General features: G+C 65.7%; 23 protein-coding genes and 2 tRNA genes. 9 read left to right on the top strand and 16 right to left on the bottom strand.

The window, feature by feature from the left end:
- Positions 1-262 precede the first annotated feature (262 nt).
- Complete coding sequence (locus ASG67_RS05230; RefSeq protein WP_056526084.1) at positions 263-1,297, bottom strand: IS110 family transposase; 1,035 nt, start codon at positions 1,295-1,297, stop codon at positions 263-265.
- Positions 1,298-1,544: 247 nt separating this feature from the next.
- Complete coding sequence (locus ASG67_RS18745; RefSeq protein ID WP_156460634.1) at positions 1,545-1,724, bottom strand: hypothetical protein; 180 nt, start codon at positions 1,722-1,724, stop codon at positions 1,545-1,547.
- A 434-nt stretch (positions 1,725-2,158) separates the two neighbouring features.
- Here ASG67_RS18745 and ASG67_RS19775 point away from each other — a divergent pair, with 434 nt between their 5' ends.
- Positions 2,159-2,326, top strand: a complete 168-nt coding sequence (locus ASG67_RS19775; RefSeq protein ID WP_082543291.1) for a DUF4113 domain-containing protein — start codon at positions 2,159-2,161, stop codon at positions 2,324-2,326.
- A 135-nt stretch (positions 2,327-2,461) separates the two neighbouring features.
- Here ASG67_RS19775 and ASG67_RS05220 read toward each other — a convergent pair.
- Positions 2,462-2,538 (bottom strand) — tRNA-Arg (locus ASG67_RS05220).
- 82 nt (positions 2,539-2,620) lie between these two features.
- Here ASG67_RS05220 and ASG67_RS05215 point away from each other — a divergent pair.
- Positions 2,621-3,115: a hypothetical protein gene (locus ASG67_RS05215; RefSeq protein ID WP_056526076.1), complete on the top strand. Its 495-nt coding sequence runs from the start codon at positions 2,621-2,623 to the stop codon at positions 3,113-3,115.
- Here ASG67_RS05215 and ASG67_RS05210 read toward each other — a convergent pair.
- From ASG67_RS05210 to hemB, 3 genes are read right to left on the bottom strand one after another with little or no spacing between them, the layout of a single operon-like run.
- Positions 3,112-5,325, bottom strand: coding sequence for a spermidine synthase (locus tag ASG67_RS05210; RefSeq protein ID WP_056526074.1), 2,214 nt, complete (start codon positions 5,323-5,325; stop codon positions 3,112-3,114). The two genes, ASG67_RS05215 and ASG67_RS05210, sit on opposite strands and share 4 nt — an antisense overlap.
- On the bottom strand, positions 5,318-5,845 hold the full coding sequence (locus ASG67_RS05205) for a GNAT family N-acetyltransferase (RefSeq protein WP_056526071.1): 528 nt from the start codon (positions 5,843-5,845) through the stop codon (positions 5,318-5,320). The genes ASG67_RS05210 and ASG67_RS05205 overlap by 8 nt, the downstream gene beginning before the upstream one ends.
- The gene (gene hemB / locus ASG67_RS05200) at positions 5,842-6,831 is read right to left on the bottom strand and encodes a porphobilinogen synthase (RefSeq protein WP_056526068.1); all 990 of its coding nucleotides are present in this window, start codon (positions 6,829-6,831) and stop codon (positions 5,842-5,844) included. The genes ASG67_RS05205 and hemB overlap by 4 nt, the downstream gene beginning before the upstream one ends.
- A gap of 70 nt (positions 6,832-6,901) precedes the next feature.
- Here hemB and ASG67_RS05195 point away from each other — a divergent pair, with 70 nt between their 5' ends.
- Entirely contained in the window at positions 6,902-7,789 is an 888-nt protein-coding gene (locus ASG67_RS05195; RefSeq protein WP_056526065.1) for a diacylglycerol/lipid kinase family protein, read from the top strand.
- A 59-nt stretch (positions 7,790-7,848) separates the two neighbouring features.
- Here ASG67_RS05195 and ASG67_RS05190 read toward each other — a convergent pair whose 3' ends face one another.
- The 6 genes from ASG67_RS05190 to ASG67_RS05165 all read right to left on the bottom strand — a co-directional run bounded on the left by ASG67_RS05190 (position 7,849) and on the right by ASG67_RS05165 (position 17,154).
- The gene (locus ASG67_RS05190; RefSeq protein ID WP_056526062.1) at positions 7,849-9,282 is read right to left on the bottom strand and encodes an MATE family efflux transporter; all 1,434 of its coding nucleotides are present in this window, start codon (positions 9,280-9,282) and stop codon (positions 7,849-7,851) included.
- A 231-nt stretch (positions 9,283-9,513) separates the two neighbouring features.
- Positions 9,514-12,156 (bottom strand): valine--tRNA ligase, encoded by a 2,643-nt coding sequence (locus tag ASG67_RS05185; protein WP_056526059.1) that lies wholly within the window; start codon positions 12,154-12,156, stop codon positions 9,514-9,516.
- Positions 12,157-12,203: 47 nt separating this feature from the next.
- Complete coding sequence (locus ASG67_RS05180; RefSeq protein WP_056526056.1) at positions 12,204-14,240, bottom strand: alpha/beta hydrolase family protein; 2,037 nt, start codon at positions 14,238-14,240, stop codon at positions 12,204-12,206.
- 133 nt (positions 14,241-14,373) lie between these two features.
- Positions 14,374-14,937 (bottom strand): DUF2497 domain-containing protein, encoded by a 564-nt coding sequence (locus ASG67_RS05175; protein WP_056526052.1) that lies wholly within the window; start codon positions 14,935-14,937, stop codon positions 14,374-14,376.
- Between the two features lie 28 nt (positions 14,938-14,965).
- Positions 14,966-16,423 (bottom strand): TolC family outer membrane protein, encoded by a 1,458-nt coding sequence (locus ASG67_RS05170; RefSeq protein ID WP_056526593.1) that lies wholly within the window; start codon positions 16,421-16,423, stop codon positions 14,966-14,968.
- A gap of 62 nt (positions 16,424-16,485) precedes the next feature.
- Positions 16,486-17,154: a protein-L-isoaspartate O-methyltransferase family protein gene (locus ASG67_RS05165; RefSeq protein WP_056526050.1), complete on the bottom strand. Its 669-nt coding sequence runs from the start codon at positions 17,152-17,154 to the stop codon at positions 16,486-16,488.
- 291 nt (positions 17,155-17,445) lie between these two features.
- Between ASG67_RS05165 and ASG67_RS05160 the strand changes: the two genes are divergently transcribed.
- The 3 genes from ASG67_RS05160 (at position 17,446) to ASG67_RS05150 (ending at position 18,085) form a co-directional block, all read left to right on the top strand.
- A tRNA-Cys gene (locus ASG67_RS05160) sits at positions 17,446-17,519 on the top strand.
- A 93-nt stretch (positions 17,520-17,612) separates the two neighbouring features.
- On the top strand, positions 17,613-17,804 hold the full coding sequence (locus ASG67_RS05155; RefSeq protein ID WP_056526047.1) for a Flp family type IVb pilin: 192 nt from the start codon (positions 17,613-17,615) through the stop codon (positions 17,802-17,804).
- Positions 17,805-17,923: 119 nt separating this feature from the next.
- Positions 17,924-18,085, top strand: a complete 162-nt coding sequence (locus ASG67_RS05150; RefSeq protein ID WP_056526045.1) for a Flp family type IVb pilin — start codon at positions 17,924-17,926, stop codon at positions 18,083-18,085.
- A gap of 70 nt (positions 18,086-18,155) precedes the next feature.
- On the opposite strand, the gene ASG67_RS05145 is transcribed toward ASG67_RS05150, so the two are convergent.
- From ASG67_RS05145 to ASG67_RS19660, 4 genes are read right to left on the bottom strand one after another with little or no spacing between them, the layout of a single operon-like run.
- On the bottom strand, positions 18,156-19,103 hold the full coding sequence (locus ASG67_RS05145) for an acetyl-CoA carboxylase carboxyltransferase subunit alpha (protein ID WP_056526043.1): 948 nt from the start codon (positions 19,101-19,103) through the stop codon (positions 18,156-18,158).
- 9 nt (positions 19,104-19,112) lie between these two features.
- The gene (locus ASG67_RS05140) at positions 19,113-20,048 is read right to left on the bottom strand and encodes a tyrosine-type recombinase/integrase (protein WP_056526041.1); all 936 of its coding nucleotides are present in this window, start codon (positions 20,046-20,048) and stop codon (positions 19,113-19,115) included.
- Positions 20,045-21,838 (bottom strand): hypothetical protein, encoded by a 1,794-nt coding sequence (locus ASG67_RS05135; RefSeq protein ID WP_156460633.1) that lies wholly within the window; start codon positions 21,836-21,838, stop codon positions 20,045-20,047. The genes ASG67_RS05140 and ASG67_RS05135 overlap by 4 nt, the downstream gene beginning before the upstream one ends.
- Positions 21,822-21,956 (bottom strand): hypothetical protein, encoded by a 135-nt coding sequence (locus tag ASG67_RS19660; RefSeq protein ID WP_268796274.1) that lies wholly within the window; start codon positions 21,954-21,956, stop codon positions 21,822-21,824. The genes ASG67_RS05135 and ASG67_RS19660 overlap by 17 nt, the downstream gene beginning before the upstream one ends.
- A 79-nt stretch (positions 21,957-22,035) precedes the next feature.
- On the opposite strand from ASG67_RS19660, the gene ASG67_RS05130 reads away from it, so the two are divergent.
- The 3 genes from ASG67_RS05130 to ASG67_RS18210 are packed head-to-tail and all read left to right on the top strand — an operon-like array spanning position 22,036 to position 23,833.
- Positions 22,036-22,566, top strand: a complete 531-nt coding sequence (locus tag ASG67_RS05130; protein WP_056526038.1) for a shikimate kinase — start codon at positions 22,036-22,038, stop codon at positions 22,564-22,566.
- 2 nt (positions 22,567-22,568) lie between these two features.
- Positions 22,569-23,693 (top strand): 3-dehydroquinate synthase, encoded by a 1,125-nt coding sequence (gene aroB, locus ASG67_RS05125; protein WP_056526586.1) that lies wholly within the window; start codon positions 22,569-22,571, stop codon positions 23,691-23,693.
- Positions 23,693-23,833, top strand: a complete 141-nt coding sequence (locus ASG67_RS18210; protein ID WP_082543289.1) for a DUF2256 domain-containing protein — start codon at positions 23,693-23,695, stop codon at positions 23,831-23,833. The genes aroB and ASG67_RS18210 overlap by 1 nt, the downstream gene beginning before the upstream one ends.
- The last annotated feature ends 248 nt before the right edge of the window (positions 23,834-24,081 follow it).

Genomic DNA, 24,081 nt, shown 5'->3' with positions numbered 1-24,081 from the left:
CCGCTTTCCATCTGTGGACGCCCCTTCGGTTGCAAGCGGTTTATTGAGGGTCTGACACTTAGTCGGATGCTGCCATCTGTCCGGCCTGTGATGCGACCAAGTCGCTGGCCCGTATGGGAGTTCGCGGACCGGAACCACATCACCAACAGCGTGCTCATGGCACGGTGGAAAGCCCTGGTTCTTCCGGCCCCGTCTCGCCGACTGTTGTGCCATACCCTCCTTCGACCGACTGCGCCCTCCGACGCCTCTGGCCCGCCTCGGCTTACGCCGCGACTGCGACCGGAGCTCTGTAATCCTCTCGCCTCACCAGCAATGCCCACACGGTGCGCGCCATCTTGTTGGCGAGGGCGACCGTGACCAGCATGCGTGGTTTCCGGGCAAGCATGCCCTCGAGCCATGAGCCGGCGGGTGCACCGCGCTTGCTCGCCTGGAGCACGACCGCGCTGGCCCCGATGATGAGCAGCCGCCTCAGGGTTCGTTCGCCCATGCGCGAGATCGCGCCCAGCTTCTGCTTGCCGCCTGTCGACGCCTGCTTCGGCACCAAGCCAAGCCAGGCAGCGAAATCACGCCCCTTGGCGAAGGTCTCGGCTGCAGGCGCTATTGCGGCAATGGCCGTTGCCGTGATCGGTCCAACGCCCGGGATGGTCATCAACCGGCGTGCAACTTCATCTTCACGGGCGCGACGCGTGATCTCCTTATCCAGCTCTGCGATCTGCTTGTCGAGATTGGCCAGCATGCCGATCATCATGGCAAACATCGGCCGCGCCGCCTCCGGCAACGTTTGGCCGATCTCGCCGTCTTCGAGCAGATCTGCCAACATCGCGAGGTGAGCGGCACCCTTGGGTGCTACCCAGCCATATTCTGCCAGATGGCCACGGATAGCGTTAGCGATCTGGGTTCGCTGCTTCACCGCCAAGTCGCGCGTGCGAAACACCAGCGCTGCCGCCTGCTGCTCCTCGCTCTTCACCGCCACGAACCGCATGCTCGGCCGCTGCGCCGCCTCGCAGATCGCCTCGGCATCCACCGCATCGTTCTTGTGGCGCTTCACGAACGGCTTCACGTACGCTGGCGGGATTAGCCGAACCTCATGGCCCATCGTCCGCAACTCGCGCGCCCAGTGATGCGCACCGCCGCATGCTTCCAGCGCCACCACGCAACGCGGATGCCTGGCGAAGAAGTCGAGCAGCTTACCACGGGTCAGCCGGCGGCTGAACACCGTCCCTCCGCGCTCATCGGCACCGTGCGCGTGGAAAACATGCTTGGCGATATCCAACCCGATCGTGGTAACCTCTGACACGGACGCCTCCCTCAGTGGTGTGCAACACCTCCACTATCGCACATCGATGCAGTCGGGGGGCGTCCACCCCATCACCANCCGATCGTGGTAACCTCTGACACGGACGCCTCCCTCAGTGGTGTGCAACACCTCCACTATCGCACATCGATGCAGTCGGGGGGCGTCCACCCCATCACCACCTTCCGTCATGGGAAAGGGGGTCGGACGTTTCCATCCGACCCCCCTCAATTTCCTAGGATGTCGCCCATTAGGCTCCGCCTATCAGCAATCTCAGGTCGTCGGCACTGAGCCCGACCGACTGGGCGATGCGATCGACCGTCTGGAACGAGATGAACATTCCGTCGCCCATGCGCTCCGCGTATCCATCGTCGAGCAGCACACGAAGGTTACTGTCCTCATCCTCATCCGCTACGTTACGCACACTCATCACTCGCTCCCGGCGAATTAGCCGTCGATTACTCGGCCACCGGTGTTGCTGACATGTTCTCGCGCCTGAAGGACAGCCCCCTCGATCGCGTCGAGGATGACCCCCAGGGGCCAGCCGTAGATCGCCCAGGGCTTTGACCAGGGAGGCACAAGCAGGCCCGTCCAGGTTGTAGGTGCACTCGTAGGCCGCCACGCGGTGCAGCAGGATTGTCGCATCGTCGTAGTGGCCGTCGAGATGACTGACCGCCAGATCGCGGCACCGGTCGACCAGTATCTGTTTCCCCAACATCGCATTCTCCTTCAGCAAGGCCTGGGCCTTCGTACCGCCAGCCAGGGTCCCACGGGTCTTCTTGCCCACCCAGGCCTTGGCAGCTTGGCGAGACGGCTACGCCTACACCAAGGGGGCGTTCTGCTCGACGGTCTCAGGCGGCTGACATGTGCCCCAGGACGCCGTTTGGGGGCAACAACGACAAGCGAGCGCGGCTCATCAGCGCTTTGGACGAGATCAATGGGCGGTTCGTAAAGCGGAAGGCGATACCCGCATCACAGGAGTCCGAGCGGGAGTGGAAGCTGCGGTCCGAGATGCGATCCCCGGCGTGGTGATCAGCATTACCGACATACCGACAGTGCGTGCTTCGCCTTCGTGGCTTTCATTCGGTGATTACCAGGTGATTGCTAGACGCGAAAAAGCCGGATCATTTCTGACCCGGCTTCGCCCACTTTATCGTGGCTTTCCAATGGTGCGCCCGGAACGATTCGAACGTCCGACCCTCAGATTCGTAGTCTGATGCTCTATCCAGCTGAGCTACGGGCGCCCGGTGGAGGTGCGCTCTTAGCAGTGTTCGCCAACCGCGCAAGAGCGTTGCGCCGGAAAAATGAGGATCGTAGGGCCGGATCATGAAAAAAGTCGCATTGATCGCCGTTCTGGCGCTGTCGGGCTGCGCCGGAGACCGTGGCACCTACCCGTCGCTCGCCATCCGGCCGACGGAGAAGGTCGGGTTTGCGGAGCCGACGCCACCGCCCCCTGCGGTGGCCAAGCCTGATCCGGCGCTGGATGCGACGCTCGCCAGTATGACGGCGAAGCTGCGCACGATCGTCACCGGCTTCGACGCTGATGCCGCGCGGGCCGAACGGGCTGCCACCGCCGCGCGGGGACGGCCGGCGGGCAGCGATCCGTGGCTGACCGCACAGACCGCGCTCGCGGCACTCGACGAATGGCGGGCGCAGGCATCGACGCTGGCGAGCGACGCCAGCCAGTTGGCCAGCGATCGGGCGGCTACACTGGCGCCGGACTATCCCGGCGTAGCAGCGATGCAAGAGGCCGCCACAGCGGAGGCGACGCGACAGGATGGCGTGATCGGCCGTATCCAGGCATCGCTGCCGGCCGCCTAGAAATCCTTCAACAAGGGCAGAAAGCTGGAATAATCATCGGTCCATGCCGCCAGGCCGGGGCGAGTGTGCAGCGCTGTCCAGTCCGGGTCGCCGGCAGTGAACGTCGTGAGCAGCGCTGGATCGCGGGACAGGGCGATCCAGACCGAGGCGGATGCATCTGCCTGCAACGCGGACGGCCGATAGTTGAACTGCGCGACGTGCCAGCCACCCTCGCGCGCCACGGCGGCAACGACGGGCTCCAGATCGAGGAAGCGGTTCGAGATGTGGACCAGCAACATACCGTGCGGACCGAGAACGCGGGCATAGGTGGCGAACGCCTCCCGCGTCATCAGATGCATCGGCACCGCGTCGGACGAGAACGCGTCGAGCGCCAGCAGATCGAGGCTGTTCGACGGTTCGTTTTCCAGACTGATCCGCGCATCGCCCAGCCGGATGACCGGGTTCGGCAGACAGCGGGCGAGATAGGTGAACTGGCCGGTATCGCGCGCGATATGGATCACCGCCGGATCGATCTCGTAAAAGCGCCAGTCCTGTCCGGCGCGAGCGTAGCAGGACAGCGTGCCCGTCCCCAGACCAACCACGCCGACGCGGGCGTGCGGGCCATATAGCCGGGGCAGCGCCAGCATCGCCTGTCCGACGCCGGAGCCAGTCGCGTAATAGGTCGTCGGCGTCCGCTCCCGCTCCACGCTGCCGCGCAATTGGATACCGTGGACGGTGGTGCCGTGGTCCAGCTCGCGAAGACCGGTGCCGTCGCGCACGGTGTACACGCCGAAATAGCTGCGGACCCGCGCCCCCGGCTCGATCGACAGCGCCAGCGACCGATAGCCGCCGAACAGGATCAGGGCGCTGGCCAGCACGGCGAGATAGGCGGGCTTCGCGCCGATCGATGCAAGGCCGGTCGCAGCGATGACGATGAACAGCAGTCCCTGCGCACCATTGCCTGACAAGCCATCGGGCGCGGTGACCGCAACCCCGAAGAGCAGCGCCAGCGCGGCGATCACCGCCGCCAGCGCATAGTGGCGGTGCGGCCCCAACCACAGGTTGCGTAGACTGCCGAGCAGATAGGTCTGCGGCACCAGCATGCCCGCCGCCAGGATCAGTAACGGAAATTCATAGGTCCAGTCGAACACCACCGGCGCGATCAACCCGGCGAACACGCCGCCCAGCGCGCCGCCGGTCGACATGGCCAGATAGAAGCCCGTTAATCGGTCGGGCGCCGGTCGCCGCCGGTACATGAGGGTATGCAGCGCAACCGAGGCAACGAATAGCAGCATCAGCGCGATCATCAGGTTGACCAATGGGCGTTGCTGATACCCGCCCATGATGATGCCGCCGAACAGCAGGATGGTGATCGGCGCGACGCGGGTGATGAAGTCGGCCACCTCCCGACGCTCGGCGAAGGCGACGGTGAAACTCAGCAGGTACAGGCCCAGTGGCAACACCCAGAGCAGCGGCATCGCGACGATATCGGTCGTGATATAAGTGGACGTCGCAAGCATCAGCCCGGACGGCACCAGCGCCAGCACGATCCAGTGCGCCACTTGCCGGCGATCCGGCGCCATGCTCGCCTGCGGTGCGGCGGGGGCGACCGGTTCGCGGCGGGGAAGCATGGTGACGCACACCAGCACCAGACCCGCCAGCAATACATAGCCGCCGCTCCACAACAGGCTTTGCGCATGGACAGCCAAGGCCGGCTCGACGATCAGCGGATAGGCGATGAGGCCGGCAAAGCTGCCCAGGTTCGAGGCGGCATAGAGCGCGTACGGGTCCTGACCGCCACTCGCGACGCTGAACCAGCGTTGCACCAGCGGCGCCTGTGCCGACACGGCAAAGAACAACGGCCCGATCGATCCGACCAGCAGCCACGGCACCCACAGGGCCGGCTGCGCACCCATCGGCAACTGCGCATTCATCAGCCCGATCGGCAACCATAATGCCGCCAGCAGCAGAACGCCGAGATGGACCAATCCCTGATGGCGCGGCCGCAGCCGGCCGATCGCATGGGCATAGGCATAGCCACCGAACAGCAATGCCTGATAGACCAGCATCGCCGAATTCCACACCGCCGGCGCGCCACCGAGCCGGGGCAGCGCCATGCGCGCGACCATCGGCTGGACGAGGAACAGGAGGAACGACCCGGTCAGGATCGTCACGACGAACGGCGCCCGCAGGGTCCACCACCTGGCCCGCGCCGAACTGGCTTCAGCCATGCGCGCGTCGTTCCACCGCGTGGGTGATGATGCGGTGGAGCGGATGGCCCTCGGGAAAATCGGGATGATCGAAATCGAGGTCGGGGCGGCGGACCATGCCGAGCCGGATCATCAGGCCCCAAGACGCGGTGTTGGCGCGCACCGTCCAGCCCTCAATCCGGTCGCAGCGGGTGTTCGCCCAGCCCCAGGCCAAGCTCGCCTCGGCCGCCTCGCGCGCATAGCCGCGGCCCCAGGCGGAGCGACGGAGCCGCCAGCCGATCTCCAATTCGTCCTTCGCGCCGCCCAGCCTCAGGCCGCAAAAGCCGAGCAGCCGGCCATCGTCGCGGCGCTCCATCGCCCAGAAACAATGGCCACGTTCGGCTTGAATATCGTTTTGCGTCGCCATCCAGTCGGCGACGGAGGCGCGGCTGCGGACGCCATCGAGGTGACGCATCACTTCTGGATCGGCGCACAGGTCGGCGAGCGCGTCGAGATCGTCCTTCTGCCAGGGACGCAGCGTCAGCCGTTCGGTATCGATCACGCGCCGAGCAACCGGGCGGCGTGAGCGGCGTGATAGGTCAGGACGCCGGAGCAGCCGGCGCGCTTGAACGCCATCAGCGTCTCCAGCACCAGCGCGTCGCGGTCTCCCGCCCCGACCGCCACGGCGGCCTCGATCATCGCGTATTCGCCGGACACCTGATAGGCGAAAACGGGTACCTCGAACCGCTGTTTCACCATCGCGACGATATCGAGATAGGGCAGACCGGGCTTCACCATCACGCTGTCGGCGCCTTCGGCCAGATCGAGCGCGACTTCGCGCAGCGCCTCCTCCGCGTTGGCGGGGTCCATCTGGTACGTCTTCTTGTCACCCTTCAACAGGCCGCGGCTGCCGACGGCGTCACGGAACGGGCCGTAGAAAGCGGAGGCGTATTTGGCGGCATAGCTCATGATCTGGACATTGGCGTGGCCGCCCTCTTCCAGCGCATCGCGGATCATGCCGATGCGGCCGTCCATCATGTCGGACGGCGCGACGATGTCCGCGCCCGCCTCTGCCTGCACCAGCGCCTGCCGGACGAGCAGGTCGGCGGTCGCGTCGTTGACGACATAGCCGGCGGCATCGACCAGTCCGTCATGGCCATGCGTGGTATAGGGATCGAGCGCCACGTCGGTCAGCACGCCGACCTCGGGCACCGCGTCCTTCAGCGCGCGGATGGCGCGGCACATCAGGTTGTCGGCGTTCAGCGCCTCGGCACCGTCCTCGGAACGGAGATGGCCGGGCGTGTTGGGGAACAGCGCGATGCATGGGATGCCTAGGTCGCGCGCTTCGCGACCACGGGCGACGATGCCGTCGAGCGACCAGCGCGAGACGCCGGGCAGGCTGGTGATCGGTTCCTCCACCCCCTGCCCCTCGGTCACGAACAGCGGCCAGATCAGGTCGGCGGGCGTCAGGACGGTTTCGGCGTGGAGCCGGCGGCTCCAGGCGCTGGCGCGGCTGCGCCGGGGGCGGATCGCGGGATAGGAAGACATGACATAAGTCCTTGCGGGATCAGGCCGCCCCCCGCAAGCGTTCGCGTGGATAGTTCCGGGAGTGTATCGAATGCGCGAGATCAAGTCCGCCGCGATGGTGGTGAATGCGAAGTCTCGCAAAGGGCAGAAGCTGTTCAAGCATGCCTGTGCGGCGATGAAGGGCCTGCCGTACGACGTCGATGCGCGGGCGGTCGAGAATCCGAAGGACCTGGAGGATGTGGTGCGCGACGTGCTGGCGGCCAAACCGGACCTCGTGATCCTGGGCGGTGGCGACGGGACGATCAGTGGGCTGGTCGACCTGTTGGTCGGGCATGACGTGATCCTGGGCGTGCTGCCACTGGGGACCGCGAACAGCTTTGCCCGAACGCTGGGCATTCCGTTGACCGTGGATGGCGCGGTGGAGGTGCTGCGCACGGGACAGCCGCGGCGGATCGATCTGGGGATGATCGATGGCGACTATTTCGCGAATTGTGCGGCGATGGGGATCAGTCCGCAAATTGCCGAGACGGTGCCGCACGGGTTGAAGAAAGTGCTGGGCATGGTCGGCTATTTGGGCTGGGCAAGCTATCAGTTCGCCCGGTTCAAGCCGTTCACGCTGATCGTCGATGATGGGACGAAGAAGCGGAAAATGCGGGTCGTGGAAGTGCGTATCTCGAACGGGCCCTATCATGGCGGCACCTGGCTGGTGGACGAGGCATCAGTCGATTCGGGCGAGATCGTGGTTCAGGCGGTACGCGGCCATTACAAGCGGAAGCTGGCGTATAACTGGGCGGCGAGCTTTCTGGGAATGAAGGAGCGGCATCAGGACACGATCAGCTTTTTGGGCACCAGGGTAACGATCGATACCGAGCCGTCGCTGCCGATCTCGATCGATGGCGAGGTGCTGGCCAAGACGCCGGTCACCGCACGGATCTCCGCCGGGGTGATAGAAGTGATGGCACCGGCGGTGGAAAGTTAGGCTAAGGTTAGGCCTAAATCGCATTGACTAGGTGCGGTATTATCAATGATTTGAACGATTTACTCGGCAGTGCTGACATTTTCAGTTAGAAGCTCTCCTCTTGCCCCATCAGCCTGTTGCGGATGAGGAGCCAGCAACGCCGATTTCCGCCACGGGCCGTACAGATAATAGAGCGTCGCGCCCAAAAGCGTCGCGGCGGAACCGGCGGGGAAGCTCCACCACAAGGCGTCCGCGCCGAGCGTCTCGTGGAGCGCCAGCGCGAGGCCGAGGCGGACGGGGAACATGGCGGTGAACAGGATCAGTAGTGGCCCCCATACCGCGCCATTGGCGCGGACGGTGCCGAACAGCACCATCGTCGCACCGAACAGCAGGAAGCTCCACGTCGCGATCATGCTGATCCGCTGGGCGATCGGGATTGCGGGGCTGTCGGCGCTGAGAAACAGGCCGAGCGTCGATCGGTCGAACCATAGCACAGCGACGATCATTACCCCGGTGAGAGCGAGATTATACAGCAGGCCGGCACGGGTGATCTGTGCCACCCGGTCCCACCGGTTCGCGCCGATATTCTGCGCGGCCATGGCGCTGACCGCGGCGCCGACCGCCAATGCGGGCATCTGGACGTAGGCCCATAGTTGCAGCGTCACGCCATATGCCGCGCTGGTCGCCACACCCTCCCGGTTGACGAGGCCGATCATCGCCAGCGACGCGACCGAGATGACGAGCATCTGCGCGCCGATCGGCAACCCCTTGCCGACGATCAGGCGCACGAGCGCCGGATCGGGGCGGACGAAGGCCAGTTCCGCGCCCTTCAACCGGATCGGCAGGTCGCGCCAGTTGATATAGGCGGCAAGCGCGATGACCGAGACGCTGCCCGAGATCAGCGTCGCCAGTGCCGAACCGGCGATGCCCAGCCGCGGGAACGGACCGATACCGATGATAAGCAGCGGATTGAGACCGGCATCGAGGACGACACCGAGCACCATGAACCACAGGGGCGTCATGGCATCGCCCGTGCCACGCAGGCCCATCATGATGAGGACGATCATCATCGACGCGGGCAAACCGAGGAAGATGACGCGGAGATAATCCTCCGCCAGCGGCAGCGCCGGTCCCGGCGTGGCGAGCAAGACGAGGATGTCGTGCGAGAAGACATAGCCGAGCACCGCGACGACGCATGACACCGCCAGCACCAGGCCGATCGCGGAGCCGAAGGCCCGGCGCGCGCCCTCCACATCGCGTCGGCCCCAGCTTTGCCCGACCAAAATCGTCGCCGCCATGCCGAAGCCGAAGACCGCGCCGAACATCAGGAACATAATGATGTTGGCATTCGAGGTCGCGGCCAGCGCATCTTCGCCCAGAAAACGACCGACCCAGATCGCGTTGATCGATCCGTTCAGCGACTGGAGGATGTTCGATCCCAGGGTCGGCAACGCAAAGGCGATCAGCGTCTTGCCGATCGGGCCGGTGGTGAGATCACGTTGAGGCCTGGCCACTGCCGCTCCTGTCCGGGCGACGCAGGTTGCGGTCCCCGGCGCAGGCTATGCCTGATCGGGGGGATGTAGGACAGGCTTTCGGTGTGGTTTCGTTGTTTGGATCACCACTCACCGCTCACCGTTCCCCGGCGGAGGCCGGGGTTCAGTTGGGGGACGTTGCGCTTCTATCGACAGGCTATGCCAACTGGACCCCGGCCTTCGCCGGGGGACGAGTGATATTCGTTTGGGGAGTTATCCCAATCGCCCCAGCGCCGCATGGAGACGCGCGGCTTCGGCCATCTTGTCGGCATGGTCGGCGCGAGCTTTTTCGACGGCTTCGGGCTTGGCGCGTTCGACAAAGCTGGCGTTCGACAGGCGACCACCGAGCGCGTCGCGCTCCTTCTCCGCCGCGGCGATCGCCTTGGTAAGGCGGGCGCGTTCGGCGTCGAGGTCGATCACGCCTTCGAGCGGCAGGACGAACGTCGCCTCGTCGACGACGACCTGCGCCGCGCCGCCGGTCGATCCACCGACAGTCAGATCGACGCGGGCAAGACGGGCAATGACCGCCTGCTGCCGGACCAGCCGATCGGTAGTCAGGTCGCCGGAATCGCGGACATGAAGCGGCAGGCGGGCGCCCGGCGGTACGTTCAGCTCCGTGCGCGCGGCGCGGATTTCGGAGACGAGGCGGATCAGCCAGTCGATCTCCTTACTCGCCGCCGGATCTAGCGCGCGGGCGTCGGGCATCGGCCAATGACCGACGATCAGGTCATGATCGCGCTCACTGAGGCCGTGCCACAGTTCCTCGGTGATGAACGGCATGAAGGGATGCAGCAGGACGAGGATCTGGTCGAGCGTCCAGCCGGCAACGGCCTTCGTCTCGTCATCGATCGTGCCGCGCTGCTCGCCGTTCGACACAGGCTTGATGAGTTCGACATACCAGTCGCAGAACCGGCTCCAGACGAACTGGTAGATCGCGTTGGCGGCGGCGTCGAAGCGGTATTCGGCGAGCGCCAAATCGACCGCCTGCACCGTCGCGACGCATTCGGCGACGATCCACTTGTTCACCGCATGGGTGGCGACGGGCGGTTCCAGCGTGGTCGATCCACCGATGCCATTGAACTGACAGAAACGCGCGGCATTCCATAGCTTTGTCGCGAAGTTGCGATACCCCTCGACCCGCTTCTCATCCATCTTGATGTCGCGGCCCTGGCTCTCCATCGCCGCCATGAAGAAGCGCAGCGCGTCGGCGCCGTATTTGTCGATCAGGCCCAGCGGATCGACGGTGTTGCCTTTCGACTTCGACATCTTCGCACCATCGGCAGCGCGGACAAGACCGTGGAGATACAGCGTCTTGAAAGGCACATCTCCCATGAAATGGATGCCCTGCATCATCATGCGGGCGTTCCAGAAGAACAGGATGTCGAAGCCGGAGATCAGGACGTCGTTGGGGTAACGTCCGCCCAGCGTCGCGTCGCCGTTTTCGGGCCAGCCGAGCGTGGCGAAGGGCCAGAGGGCAGAGGAGAACCATGTGTCGAGCACGTCGGGATCGCGGGTGAGCGGGACGCCCTCGCCTGCCTGCGCCTGCGCCTCCGCTTCGGTTTCGGCGACGAAGATCTGGCCATCGTCGGCGAACCATGCCGGGATTTGATGCCCCCACCACAGTTGCCGCGAGACGCACCATGGCTGGATGTTCTCCATCCAGTTGAAGAAGGTCTTCTCCCACGTCTTGGGCACCAGATGGATCGCGCCGGAGCGGACGGCCTCGATCGCGGGCTGGGCCAGCGTCTTGGCGTCGACATACCATTGGTCGGTCAGCCACGGTTCGATGACCACGCCGGACCGGTCGCCGTAAGGCGTCTGGATGACGCGGTCCTCGACGCGTTCCAGCGCGCCGGCTTCCTCCAGCATATCTACGATGCGTGTGCGTGCCGCAAACCGGTCGAGGCCGATCAATTCTTCGGGAACGCCGCCGCAATCGACGATGCGCGCCTTCGCATCGAGCATGTTCAGCATGTCGCGCGCTTCAATGCCGGCGCGACGTCCCACCTCGAAGTCGTTGAAATCATGGCCGGGGGTGATCTTCACCGCACCGCTGCCCAGTTCCGGATCGGCGTGTTCGTCGGCGATGATGGGGATCAGGCGGCCGGTGATCGGCAGCTTCACCGTCTGCCCGATCAGCGCAGTGTAGCGCTCGTCGGCGGGGTTCACGGCGACCGCCATGTCGGCGAGCATCGTCTCCGGCCGGGTGGTGGCGACCGAGATCGTACCGCTACCGTCAGCCAAGGGGTAGGTGAGGTGCCAGAACTTGCCCTGGATCTCGCGCGTCTCGACCTCAAGATCGCTGATCGCGGTGCCGAGGCCCGCGTCCCAGTTGACCAGCCGCTTGTCGCGATACAGCAGCCCCTGTTTGTGAAGGTCGACAAACACCTTCAGGACGGCGGCGGAAAAGCCCTCGTCCATCGTGAAGCGCTCGTTCGCCCAATGCATCGAACAGCCGAGGCGGCGGAGCTGACCGGTGATCTGGCCGCCCGATTCCGCCTTCCATGCCCAGACCTTGTCGACAAAGGCGTCGCGGCCGAGATCGGTGCGCTTGACGCCGTCCTTCGCCAGATTGCGCTCCACCACCATCTGCGTCGCGATGCCGGCGTGATCGGTGCCGACGACCCACATCGCATCCTTGCCCTTCAGCCGGGCATGACGGGTCAGGATGTCCTGCAACGTGTTGTCGAGCGCGTGGCCGATGTGCAGGCTGCCGGTGACGTTCGGCGGCGGGTTGACGATCGTCCACGGCTCCGCGCCCGGCCGGTCGGGGCGGAACAGGCCGTTCGCCTCCCAATGCGCGTACCAGTGTTGCTCGATGGCGGCGGGATCGAAGGTTTTCGGAAGCTCGGTCATGACGAGCCCTTAGCCACTCCGCTCCCTTGGCGAAAGCTGGCGCGACGTCATTGCGTCTTCGTCCACTTGTCCATCCAGCCGAGCACCTCGCCATACCATTGCCGGCTGTTCTTCGGTTTCAGGACCCAGTGATTCTCATTCGGGAAGACGAGCAGGCGCGACGGGATGCCACGGCGCTGGAGCGCGGTGAAGCTGGCCAGCCCTTGCGTATAGGGAATGCGGAAGTCCTTTTCGCTGGTAATGACCAGCATCGGCGTTTTCCACCGATCAACGAAATTGACCGGGTTCCACTTTTCGAATGCGGCGGGATCCTCGTAATAGGTCTTGCCGCCATGTTCCCATTCGTCGAACCACAGCTCCTCGGTTTCGTACGCCATGGCACGGGCGTCGAAGACGCCGTCGTGCTGGACGATGCATTTGAAGCGATCGGGCCACTGACCCTCGATCCAGTTCATCATGTAGCCGCCATAGGACGCGCCGAGGGCGCAGGCCTTGTCGCCGTCGAGCCACGTATATTTCGTGGTAGCGGCGGCGAGGCCCTTTTGCAGGTCCTCCAGCGGCCAGCCGCCCCAATTATTGCTGATCGCGTCGGTGAAGCCCTGTCCGTAACCGGTGGAGCCGTGGAAATCGACGGCGACGAGGCCGTAACCGGCGCCCGCGAACACCGCCGGGTTCCAGCGATAGGACCAGCTGTTGTTGCTCGACCCCTGCGGCCCGCCATGGACCATGTAGGCGACGGGCACCTTGCCGGTGCTGCCATAGGGCTTCACGGCATAGCCATAAACGGTGTCGTTGTTGGCGCCGGTGAACGAGAAGCGGGAGACGGTGGGCAAGTCGATGCCGGCCAGTTTCGCGGCGTTGACGCTGGTCAGGCGCTGCGGCTGGCCGGTGCCGGTGATGCTGTAGAAATCGTCAGGCGCGACGAGGCTGTTCATCGCGATCACCGCGCCTTTCGGCGTGGCGACGACAGAGGAGACATGGCCTTCCTTCGTCAGGCGCGTAACCTTGTCACTAGTCGCATCGACGCGGAACAGCGGGGTTTCCTGCACGTCGTCGGCCGTGACGAGGAGCGAACGACCATCGAGCGCCCAGGTGATGGAGGCGACCGAACGGTCCCATCCCTCGGTCAGCGCACGGACATTGCCAGAGGCGAGATCGCGGATCATCAGGACCTGTCGGTCGGCTTCGAAGCCGGGACGCTTCATCGCGACATAGGCGAGGCTGCGGCCGTCGGGCGACAGGGTCGGCAGCATATCGGTCGCCTTGTTCGACGCAGTGAGATTGGTCGGCGCGGCCTGACCATCAGTGGAGGTGGACCAGACGTCGAGGTTGGTCGAGGTCGACTCGATCTCGCCGGCCTGACGCAGCGCGAAGAATATCGTCTTGCCGTCGGGACTCCACGTTACTTCTTCGCCGCCACCGAACGGTTTGGAGGGGGCGTCGCCGGTCAGTCCGTTTTCGATCGCGACGCCGTCACCGGTCGCGCCGGCGGGGGTGAGCGGCAGGACGAACAGTTGCGAACGGGTGCCGTCCGCCCATGTGTCCCAATGCCGCACGAACAGCCGGTCATAGGTGCGGCCCGAGCCGGCATCGGCGGCCTTCTTCTCCATGGGCGGCGCGAGGGTCGGCGCGCCGGGCTTGCGGTCGGCCCAGATGGCGAGCTTCGTCGCGTCGGGCGATACCTTGAAACCGCCGAAACCGCCCGCGAAGCGCGTTACCTGGCGCGCGGCACCGCCAGCGATCGGGATCGCCCAGACCGCACCGTCGCCACCGCCCTTGTCAGAGGTGAAGTACACGGTGTCGCCGACGATCTGCGGGTCGTTCTCGTTGACGTCCGGTTCCGCCGCGAGCTTGTCCGGCGCCGCGCCGCGCTTGGTCAAATCGAGCCGCCATAGGTCGTAGCGACCGCGGTCGTTGGCCAGATCGGTTTCGCGCTGGGCCCAAACCAGCCAGCGGCCGTCCTTCGACGCGGTCGGCGCGCCGATGCGGGACAGCATCGTGACGTCCTGGATGGTGAGTTGGCGGGCGACGGCGGGGGTGGCGGCGGAGGCCAGCGCAACGCCGGCGAGGAACAGATGCTTCATGGCCGCGACGCTATATCAGCGCGCGCGGGCGTCAACGCCCGCCGACAGATTTGTATTAGTTTTGCTTACGTATCCGGGCGCCGACAGGGCCTGAAGGCACATCTGTGGGAACCCGGTTACGTCATGTCGCGGATCAGCGTGACTGGCCGGTAATCCGAGCTATTTCGGCCGCGACCATCTTCTCCACTATGCCGGGCAACTGCGAATCGAGCCAGTCGCGCAGCATCGGACGTAGCATCTCACGCACCAGTCCTTCCAACGTGCCGTCATTGCCGGGGCCGGCCGTGTCCGAGCGGACGATCATACGGGTCAGGCTGTCGAGCGAGCTGCGGCTTGCCTCGGCTGCACGGGACGACAGGATCGTGTCGACGGCAGGCGCGGCGGCCGGCTGAGCGGCGACCGGCGGCGCGACGGGTGGCACCGGGGCAGCGGCGCGCGGCGCGACGGCTTCCGGACGCGGCGCCGGCTCGTCGATCACGGGATCGGGTGTGGTTTCGTGAAAGGGCGTCGACGGCATCGGATCGCTGAGTTCCAGCACCTCGGTGTCGTCGTCTTCATCTTCCTCGACAATCGATGGCGGCGGGGGCGTGCGCGGTGCGCGACGGTTCCGCATCGGCCCGTCGCCCTCTTCGGCGATGATCCGTTTGATGGAAGACAGGATTTCCTCCATCGACGGCTCGGCGCTCATATCCCCCATGTCCCGCTAGTCCCTTGCGACCACCCAGTTATTGGCGGTTCGGTGACGCCGTTCCTGTGGTCAATGCAGGGCTTCTGTCAATATTCGTATCGAGCATCGGATCAAGTGGCCGCGTCACTGTGGCATTTTGGGCAGGGGTCGTGGTGGTGGTAGAGGCGACCGGCTGCGGCTCGCTGTCGTTGGCCCAGTCGTTGATGCTATGCCGGACGCGGCGATAGTTGATCGTCGGATCGTACAGCGAACCGCCATCCAGCCCCAAATCGCGCGCCTCTGCATCGCCCATCGCCGCCAGCAGCGCGAAACCCGCGACATAGGCGTCGCGGCGCGCGGTGACGAGCGTCACCTGACTGTTGAGCAGTTCCTGTTCGGCGTTCAGGATATCGATGATCGTGCGGGTGCCGACGCTGTTTTCGGCGCGCACGCCCTCCAGCGACAGCTTGTTGGCGTTCACTGCGGTTTCGGACGATGCGATGACCTGTTGAGACGACTGCCAGAAGGCATAGGCCGATCGCGCCTGCGAAATGATGCCGCGTTCGGTGGCGGTGACGTTCTCGATCGCCTGCGACTGCAACGCCTGCGCCTGACGTACCTGCGCACCGGGCCGACCGCCCTGAAACAGCGGAACGGTCAATTGCAGGCCGGCGGTGGCGCTGGTGCCGGAACCAGGGATGTTGGACTGCGACGGCAGCGAACCCAGATAGTTGAAATAGTTACCGCTGGCGATCGCATTGACGCGGGGCAATCGGCCGGCGCGGGCGACGCCGACATCGAACCGTGTCGCATCGCGTGTCTTTCGCGCGGCCAGCAACTGCGGGTTCTTGCTTAACGCCTCCGTCACCGCCGCAGCGGGAGTAGCGGGAAGATTGGGCAGCGTCGGCGGCAGCTCCAGCCCGACCGGCGCATCGCCCACGAGGTTGATGTAATTTTCGCGACTGGAGATCAGCTGCGCCTGCGCGGATTGTAACTGTGCGCGGGCGAGCGCCAGCCGCGCCTCGGACTGCGCGACATCGGTGCGGGTCAGGTCGCCGACCTGAAACCGGTCGCGACTGGCCTGGAGGTTGACGTCGAGCACGCGGACGTTCTGCGTGTTCAGGCCGACGATCGCCTCGTCGCGGATCACGTTCATGTATGCCGCGACGACGTTGGTGAAGAGATTCGCCTCCGTGCTGCGCAGGTTGGCGACGCCCGCCGCCACGCGCGTTTCCGCGGCAGATACCGCATTGCGCACTGCGCCGCCCTGAAACAGCGGAACGCTGAATTGGGTATTGGCGGTCGCCTGACGGCCGGGATTCAGAAAGTTGTTGTTCGCCTGCACGACATTGTCGATCACCTGCCCGGTCGCATTCAACGAAGGCAGCCCATTCGCACGCGCGATCGGCACGTTCTCATCGACGGCGCGCTGGTTGGCACGCTGGCCCGTCAGCGTCGGATTGCTGGCATAGGCCTTCAACAAGGCCTCGCGCAGGGTCTCCGCCGCCACCGGCATCGTGGTGAACAAGGCAGCGCCAACCAACGCTGCCGCCCGGATCGACATCCCCCCCATGTCGATCAGAACCGGAAAGCGGCTGGTCGGGCGAAACCCGGCAGGACCACGCATTCGCCATCGACGAACGCCTGCACACCCTGCCCCCCGGCAGTACGACGACCGGCGGCCAACCGCGTCACGCCGCGTTCGACCAGACCGGTCGTGATCCGGCCGTCGACGCGCAATTGCTCGGTCAACGCCATCGGAAGTTCGTCCACGGCGCCGTCGATCACCAGCACGTCATACGGCGCGCCAGCAGCGTGCCCCTGGGCAAGCGATCCTTCGATCACCTCGACATCGGGCAGACCGGCCAACGCGGTGCGCGCGATCGCTGCCAGTGCCGGGTCACTTTCCACCGCCGTCACTTTTGCGCCCAGCTTGGCGATCAGCGCCGCGGTGTAGCCAGTTGTCGCGCCGATCAGCAGCACGCGATCCTGCGACACGATCTCGGCCTCGGTCAGCAACCGTGCGGTCGCCAGCGGCGGATTCTGGAAGCGCCCGCCACCCAGTGGCAGCGCGGCGTCGCGATAGACGAGCGCGGCCTCGGTGTCGGGAATGAAATCCTCACGCGGAACGGTCGCCATCGCGGTCACGACGCGGGCGTCGCTGACCGCGTTAGTCCGCAACTGGCTGGCCACCATGGCATGGCGCAGGACCGCGGTGTTCGCGGCATCGGTGCTGGTTGTCGTCATCCCCGACCTTCTGGCACGAGCGTTATAGTCGTGCAATACACTTGTTGAAGGTTGACTACGTACCGCGCCCGCCGGGATGCGCCAAGCGGGAATGATGCTTACCGGACAAGAAGCGGCCCGGCGGACGATACCGCCGGGCCGTGGAGGTGATGCGAGCAAGGTGATGGAACCCGCAGCGGAGGATGTAGCGGCAGGCCGCTGAACGACGCTCGACGACGATGTTCATCGCCCGGTAACGATCTGGTGGTTGACCGCGGCGGCAAAACCCCTCATTTGCGCCTCCCGCATCGAGGCCCGATGGCGGAGTGGTGACGTAGAGGACTGCAAATCCTCGCACCCGGGTTCGATTCCCGGTCGGGCCTCCAGATGCTATTCCGGTCGAAATGTGACACGACCGGTGACTGGATCGATGCTGATCTTTGGGGTTTTTTAAGCACCCCGACCTAAAACTCCGGTCCATGCCCCGCTTTACCGCACTTTGCCGCCTGGCGTTTCGCCTGATCGACAGTCGCCGCGCTGCGACTGCCGTTGAATATGGGCTGATCGTGGCACTGATCGTGCTGGCGATGCTGGGTGCGCTAAATAGCGTCGCCGGCGTGACCACGAACATGTGGGGCAATGTCAGCACCAAGGTAGTTAACGCACGGTAACTACAATAAAAGTGGCGGCGGTTTAAGTATTCGTCAACCGCCTTCCTCTTATCAACAGGGTGCTGACCCGGAATACCGGCTCGGCCGGGTGACTGAAGCTTCGAACGATGGAGACCGGAATGCAGACGATTCGCAACATGTTTAAGAACAAGAAGGGCGCGACCGCCATCGAGTACGGCCTGATTGCCGCACTGATCGCCGTGGCCGCCATTGGCGCCATGTCCAGCCTGGGCACGAAGCTCGGCTCGACCTTCAACATGGTCGCTGGCAACATGAAGTAATCGCCTTACCGGCGTTTACGAACAATGGGGCGGTGGACCGATGGTCCGCCGCCCCATTTCGTTTGCAAGATCAGAGCCGACCCATCTTCAGAAACTTCGCCCTGCGTTCGGCGCGCAGTTCCGGCCCTGACAAAGACGATAGATCACCGAGCGACCGCTCGATTTCATCACCGAGGGAAGCGATGGCGGTGCCGGGCGCACGGTGAGCGCCACCGAGCGGCTCGGTCACGATCGAATCGATGATACCGAGCGATTTCAGATCTTGGGCGGTAACGCGCATCGCCTCGGCCGCGTCGGGCGCACGGTCCGCCGTGCGCCAGAGAATCGAGGCGCAACCTTCGGGGCTGATGACCGAATACACCGCGTGCTCGAACATCAGCACCCGGTTGCCGGCCGCCAGCGCGACCGCGCCGCCGGAGCCACCCTCACCCACGATCGCCGCGATCACCGGCACGCCGGCCGCCAGACACGCCTCGGTCGAGCGGGCGATCGCCTCCGCCTGACCGCGCTCTTCGGCCTGGATGCCGGGAAAAGCGCCGGAGGTATCGACCAGCGTCACCACCGGCAGGCCGAATCGGTCGGCCAGTTCGACCAGACGGATCGCCTTGCGATACCCCTCCGGCTTGCCCATCCCGAAATTGTGGCGAAGACGGCTGGCGGTATCCTCACCCTTTTCATGGCCGATCGCCAGGATCTTGCGACCGCGAAAGGTGGCAAAACCGCCGATGATCGCCTGATCGTCCGCAAAGGCGCGGTCGCCGGCGAGCGGCAGCCATTCGTCGAACAGACCGGCGACATAATCCTTGAAATGTGGGCGTTCCGGATGGCGGGCGACCTGCGTCTTCTGCCACGGGGTCAGCTTGGCGAAGGTGTCGCGCAGCAGCTTGTCGGACTTGGCCTGCAGACGTTGAACGTCGGCGGCGATATCGACGTTGCCGCCGGCGGCGGTCTCACGCAGTTCGTCGATCCGGCTCTGCAGCTCGGCGATGGGCTTCTCGAAGTCGAGGAAACTTGGCATCGGCGGCGGTTAGGACCCGCCGCCGCCGCCGTCAACGTGAGCGCGTTTTGCGGGGGCGGGATCGGTCAGCGGATGGCGGGTCGTGACGAGTTCGACCAGACGGCTGGCGTCGACATGCGTATAGATTTCGGTCGTGGCGATGTCGACATGGCCCAGCATCGTCTGGAGCGCGCGCAGATCGGCGCCGCCCGCCAACAGATGCGTGGCGAAGGCGTGACGCAACACATGCGGACTGACGCGATCGGGGGGGATGCCAGCGTCCGCCGCGATGGCTTTCACCAGTTGATACAGGCGGATACGGGTCAGATGCTTCTTTCCGGAGGGGAAGAGCCAGGCGCTGTCGGTGGGCACATGGGTGCGCCATGTCGCCACGGCGGCGCGGGCGCGATCGGACAACGGCACCAGCCGTTCCTTGCCGCCCTTGCCCCGGACGATCAGATAGGGTCGGTCGGGCGCGATGGCGTTGCGGGGCAGCGACACCAACTCCGTGGCGCGCAGGCCCGATCCATATAGTAGCTCGATCAGCGTGGAGAGGCGGAGGTCACTGCGCAAGGGGCGCTCGACGCTGGTGCGATCGGCGATGACGGCGAACAGGCGGTCGACATCGGCATGGCTGAGCGCCTTGGGCAGCGATCGGGCAGTGCCGGGTCTGGGCAGGGCGGCGCCGGGATCGTCGGCGCGGTGCCCCTCGTCATGGAGGAAGGCGTAGAATCGACGCAGCGCCGCGGCTTTCCGCGCGACGGTGGCACGGGACAGCGACGACCAGCCGGCGGACAGTTCGGCGAGCAGATCGGCATCGGCCACCGACAGCCGGCCGCCGAGCGCCTTCGACGCCAATGAAATGTCGCTGCGATAGGCAGCGAGCGTGTTGGCCGCCGCCCCGGTTTCGGCCGCGAGCATTTCCAGAAACAACTCGATCAGGACGCGGTCGGACGCGCCGGTCATGCCCGCGCGATGGCCTCCGCCGCGATCATCCGTGCTTCGCCATCGAGGCCGACACTGCGCAGCGCCGCGACGATGCGGTAGAGCCCCGCCGGGGGAACGCCGCGCCAGCCCGGCGTCTGCATCCCGATCGCGGCAAGCAACAGCACCGTGCCGGGCTGACCATCAGCCGCGGCACGATCGATCGCGCGGGTCCAGCTGTTGGTGGTGCCGATGCGGACGTCGAGGTCCTTCGCGGTCCGTTCGATCTCGTCGGCGCCCATGCGGCCGAGCCCTGCGAGGCCGGCGAAGAACAGCCGGCGCTTCTCCTCGGCGTGGCCGCTGGCGTCATAACCCTGCACGTCCGACAAACCGAAACGGCGACGTGCATCCGGGTCGGCCAAGGCAAGCATCGCCCAGGCGTCGCCGCCGGCCGGCACCGCCCCCGCCCAACGGGCGGCGGTGCGGTCAAGACCGGCGGACAGCATCGCGGCGACGAGCCGGTCCACATCGGTGTTGCCGGCGGCCACCGGCTGACGCGCCGCCGCGCGGGCGGTCAGCACCAGCCGGGCATAGGGCGCGTCGTTGCCCCATAGCTGGCGAAGCGCGGTCAGGCGGGCGGCGGGATCGGTGGCGGCATAGGCCGTGCGGAGATCGTCGGCCGTGGCGCTGGCGGCGGACGTCGAATCCTCATTCGCGGCAACCGCTCCATAAAGATCGACCAGCGCGGCGGTCGACAGCACGCCCTGCGCGGCGGCGGCCTCAGCCGGGGCGATCCGGTCACCCAGCGCGATCGAGGGCGACAGCGCGCGCCAATACGTCGCCTGCGCACCGACGCCGTCGTATAGCGTATCGGGAATAGTGGCGCCCGTCGCCATGGCCAGTCCCAGCCGCCAGACGGTCAGCCGATCGACGCCGTCCCATTCGATCGTGACCGCCTGACGTCCCTGCCCGCCAGCGCCCATCACCTTTTGCGCGAGGCGCAGATCGATGTCGGCACCCGGTCGGCGACGGCGGACGGCGGCGAACTGGGCGCGGGCGGCGGTGGCGTTCCCGGCCAGTGAGGCGCAGATCGGTTGGGCGAGCGCCCAGCCCGCTTCGTGCGTCGTGGCCAGACCGGCATCGGCGAGCGGGCACAGGCCCGCCGGATCGCCGGTCGCCAGCATTGCGTTCATCGCGACCTGATAGAGTTTGGGCGTGTAATCGGCGTTATCGACACCCTCGACCACCGAGCGGGCCGCCACCGATTCGCCCATGCGCAGCAACAGCCAGGCGCGTTCGGCCGCATAATCCGCTCCGTCGACACCCCTGGGGGTCTGCAAGCGCGCAGCGAGCGTGCGGCGCAGGGCGATCGACAGCCAGCGCGACGGCAACGGCGCGGCGGTGCGGCGCATCAGCATTTCGAGATAGCGGCCATCGGCATCGCCGAAAGCATCAGGCGCCATCTCACCGCTCACGCCGACCAGCGCGGTCGATCGGCGGGCGAAGTCGGGCATTTCATATGCGGCCAACGCCTTCGGATCGACGGGCGTCGGGGAAGCGGTGGGGATCGGCACCGGCGTTGGCGTGTCACCCGGCAGCGGCTGGACGACGGCACCGGCGGGGTCGCGGGGCAGCACCGCTGCGGTGGCGGTCGCGATCGGCCGGGTGGGCGTGCCGCTCGCGCCGGGTGTTGGGCGTGCGGCAGGACGCGGTGCCGGCGCGGGGTCGCCAAAGCCGGGGGGCAGGATCGATTCGGGCCGATCCTGCGCCGCGACGCCGACGGCCATCGCCGTCAGCGCGACGGCGAACAGCGCCCTATTGGAGGTTCGCAAGCGAAACCTGCTTTTCGACCTGCGTGACCGGCCGTTCGGCGGCGCGGCTGGACAACAGGAACAACCCGCCGATCACCACGACCAGGATGACGATAAGGGAGACGACCAGGCGGGACATGGGCAAACCTTGGAAACGAACGCTGACGATACACCCGGCTTTTGCGCGGACGCGTCGCGGCTGTATAGCGCGGGCAGCGATGATGCAAAGCCACTCCCCCTGGACCGGCCGGCCGATCGTGCTCGTCGGATTGATGGGCGTCGGCAAATCCACCGTCGGTCGCCGTCTGGCGATCCGGCTGGCGGTGCCGTTCGTCGATGCCGATCATGAAATCGAATCAGCCGCCGGCATGACCGTGGCGGAGATTTTCGAGCGGTTCGGCGAACCCTATTTCCGTGACGGCGAACGCCGCGTCATCGGTCGGTTGATGGATGGCGCGCCCAAGGTGATCGCCACCGGCGGCGGTGCCTTCATCGACGAGACGACGCGGGCACTGATCCTCGATCAATCGACCGCGATCTGGCTGAACGCGCATCCCGATGTGCTGGCCGAGCGGGTCCGCCGCCGCGATACCCGGCCGCTGCTACGCGGACGTGATCCGCGCCGCGTGCTCGCCGACCTCGCGGTCGCGCGCGATCCGTTCTACGCGCAGGCGCACATTCATGTGTCGAGCCAGCGCGGCCCGCACGAAACGACCGTAGCGGCGATCTTGAAGGCAATCGGACGATGATGATGGCAGCGGCGGGAAACGTGACGGAGCGGAGCATCCGCGTCGAGCTGGGCGACCGCAGCTATCCCGTCGTGATCGCCGCCGGCCTGCTCGGTCGTGCCGCCGTCCACCTGGCGCCGTTGGCGCGCGGGCGGACGATGGCGATCGTGACGGACGAGAATGTCGGTTCGCATCTCGTCACGTTGCAAGCGGCGCTCACCGAGGCGGGCGTCGTGAGCGAGGCGCTGGTGCTGCCGCCCGGCGAGGCGACCAAGAGCTGGAACAGTCTGGCGCGGGTCTGTGACTGGTTGCTAGCACTAGGTGTCGAGCGCGGCGATCATGTCGTGGCGCTGGGCGGCGGAGTCATCGGCGATCTCGTCGGTTTCACCTGCGCCATCCTGAAGCGCGGCTGTGGCTTTGTGCAGATACCGACGACCTTGTTGGCGCAGGTCGATTCGTCGGTGGGCGGCAAGACCGCGATCAATACGCCGGCGGGCAAGAACCTGATCGGTGCATTTTATCAGCCCAGCCTCGTGCTGATCGATCCCGAGGTGCTCGACACGCTGCCCGCGCGCGAATTGCGCGCCGGTTATGCCGAGGTCGTCAAATACGGCCTGATCGACGATCCGGCGTTCTTCGCCTGGTGCGAGACGAACGGTGCCGCGCTGCTGGCGGGCGATGCCGCCGCGCGAGAATATGCGATCGCGCATTCGGTAGCCGCCAAGGCGCGGATCGTGGCGGCGGACGAGCACGAGACGAACGGCCTGCGGGCGCTGCTGAATCTCGGCCACACGTTCGGCCACGCGCTGGAAGCAGAGGCGGGCTTCGACGGCAGCCTGATCCATGGCGAAGGCGTGGCGGCGGGGATCGCCCTCGCCTATCGATACTCCGCCGTGACCGGCCTTTGCGACATGGCGGATGCGGACCGGGTGGCGGCGCATTTCCGGGCGGTCGGCCTGCCGGACGGGCTTGCCGCGTCGGGTATCCGAGCAAGCGGCGCCCGGCTGTGCGATCATATGCGTCACGACAAGAAGATGGCGGCCGGCACCCTGCCGTTCCTGCTGACGCGCGGCATCGGCCGCACCTTCCTCGACCGGACGGTCGATCTGGGTGATGTCGAACGCTTTCTCGACGCGCAGCCCCGCTGATGCCCAACGGCGTCGACAAGCAGCATCTGCCGACCAAGATCTGTCCCGCGTGCAACCGCCCTTTCACATGGCGCAAGAAATGGGCACGTGATTGGGATCAGGTTGTCTATTGTTCGGACGCCTGCCGCCGCAAGCGTTGAGGCAAAGCTGACCGGTGGCTAATAAGTAAACTCTGGGATATCGATAATATACGTGAGTATTAATGCCCCGAATAGGCACGACAATCCGGGAATCGGATATTGATGTGTTCCAAAAACTGATACTATATACGCTCTACTGACCATTTGGTTGGCAAGGGGGTGCAGTCGATGAACTTTGATCCACGTTTATCCGACACATCTGTTCTGGATCATGGCCATGCCGACGTTCGGTATGAACCGATGCAGCA

It is taken from the genome of Sphingomonas sp. Leaf339 (genome assembly GCF_001426195.1).
Classification (GTDB): Bacteria; Pseudomonadota; Alphaproteobacteria; order Sphingomonadales; family Sphingomonadaceae; genus Sphingomonas.
The sequence above is the reverse complement of the archived record's forward strand: the minus strand, read 5'-3'. Positions and strand labels throughout refer to the sequence as shown.

What these genes read in the sequence shown, in the direction of transcription:
- ASG67_RS18745 (WP_156460634.1), bottom strand. Translation starts at nt 1,724, where the DNA reads ATGAGTGTGCGTAACGTAGCGGATGAGGATGAGGACAGTAACCTTCGT.
- ASG67_RS19775 (WP_082543291.1), top strand. Translation starts at nt 2,159, where the DNA reads ATGTGCCCCAGGACGCCGTTTGGGGGCAACAACGACAAGCGAGCGCGG.
- ASG67_RS05215 (WP_056526076.1), top strand. Translation starts at nt 2,621, where the DNA reads ATGAAAAAAGTCGCATTGATCGCCGTTCTGGCGCTGTCGGGCTGCGCC.
- ASG67_RS05210 (WP_056526074.1), bottom strand. Translation starts at nt 5,325, where the DNA reads ATGGCTGAAGCCAGTTCGGCGCGGGCCAGGTGGTGGACCCTGCGGGCG.
- hemB (WP_056526068.1), bottom strand. Translation starts at nt 6,831, where the DNA reads ATGTCTTCCTATCCCGCGATCCGCCCCCGGCGCAGCCGCGCCAGCGCC.
- ASG67_RS05195 (WP_056526065.1), top strand. Translation starts at nt 6,902, where the DNA reads ATGCGCGAGATCAAGTCCGCCGCGATGGTGGTGAATGCGAAGTCTCGC.
- ASG67_RS05185 (WP_056526059.1), bottom strand. Translation starts at nt 12,156, where the DNA reads ATGACCGAGCTTCCGAAAACCTTCGATCCCGCCGCCATCGAGCAACAC.
- ASG67_RS05180 (WP_056526056.1), bottom strand. Translation starts at nt 14,240, where the DNA reads ATGAAGCATCTGTTCCTCGCCGGCGTTGCGCTGGCCTCCGCCGCCACC.
- ASG67_RS05175 (WP_056526052.1), bottom strand. Translation starts at nt 14,937, where the DNA reads ATGGGGGATATGAGCGCCGAGCCGTCGATGGAGGAAATCCTGTCTTCC.
- ASG67_RS05170 (WP_056526593.1), bottom strand. Translation starts at nt 16,423, where the DNA reads ATGCCGGTGGCGGCGGAGACCCTGCGCGAGGCCTTGTTGAAGGCCTAT.
- ASG67_RS05165 (WP_056526050.1), bottom strand. Translation starts at nt 17,154, where the DNA reads ATGACGACAACCAGCACCGATGCCGCGAACACCGCGGTCCTGCGCCAT.
- ASG67_RS05155 (WP_056526047.1), top strand. Translation starts at nt 17,613, where the DNA reads ATGCCCCGCTTTACCGCACTTTGCCGCCTGGCGTTTCGCCTGATCGAC.
- ASG67_RS05150 (WP_056526045.1), top strand. Translation starts at nt 17,924, where the DNA reads ATGCAGACGATTCGCAACATGTTTAAGAACAAGAAGGGCGCGACCGCC.
- ASG67_RS05145 (WP_056526043.1), bottom strand. Translation starts at nt 19,103, where the DNA reads ATGCCAAGTTTCCTCGACTTCGAGAAGCCCATCGCCGAGCTGCAGAGC.
- ASG67_RS05140 (WP_056526041.1), bottom strand. Translation starts at nt 20,048, where the DNA reads ATGACCGGCGCGTCCGACCGCGTCCTGATCGAGTTGTTTCTGGAAATG.
- ASG67_RS19660 (WP_268796274.1), bottom strand. Translation starts at nt 21,956, where the DNA reads ATGTCCCGCCTGGTCGTCTCCCTTATCGTCATCCTGGTCGTGGTGATC.
- ASG67_RS05130 (WP_056526038.1), top strand. Translation starts at nt 22,036, where the DNA reads ATGATGCAAAGCCACTCCCCCTGGACCGGCCGGCCGATCGTGCTCGTC.
- aroB (WP_056526586.1), top strand. Translation starts at nt 22,569, where the DNA reads ATGGCAGCGGCGGGAAACGTGACGGAGCGGAGCATCCGCGTCGAGCTG.
- ASG67_RS18210 (WP_082543289.1), top strand. Translation starts at nt 23,693, where the DNA reads ATGCCCAACGGCGTCGACAAGCAGCATCTGCCGACCAAGATCTGTCCC.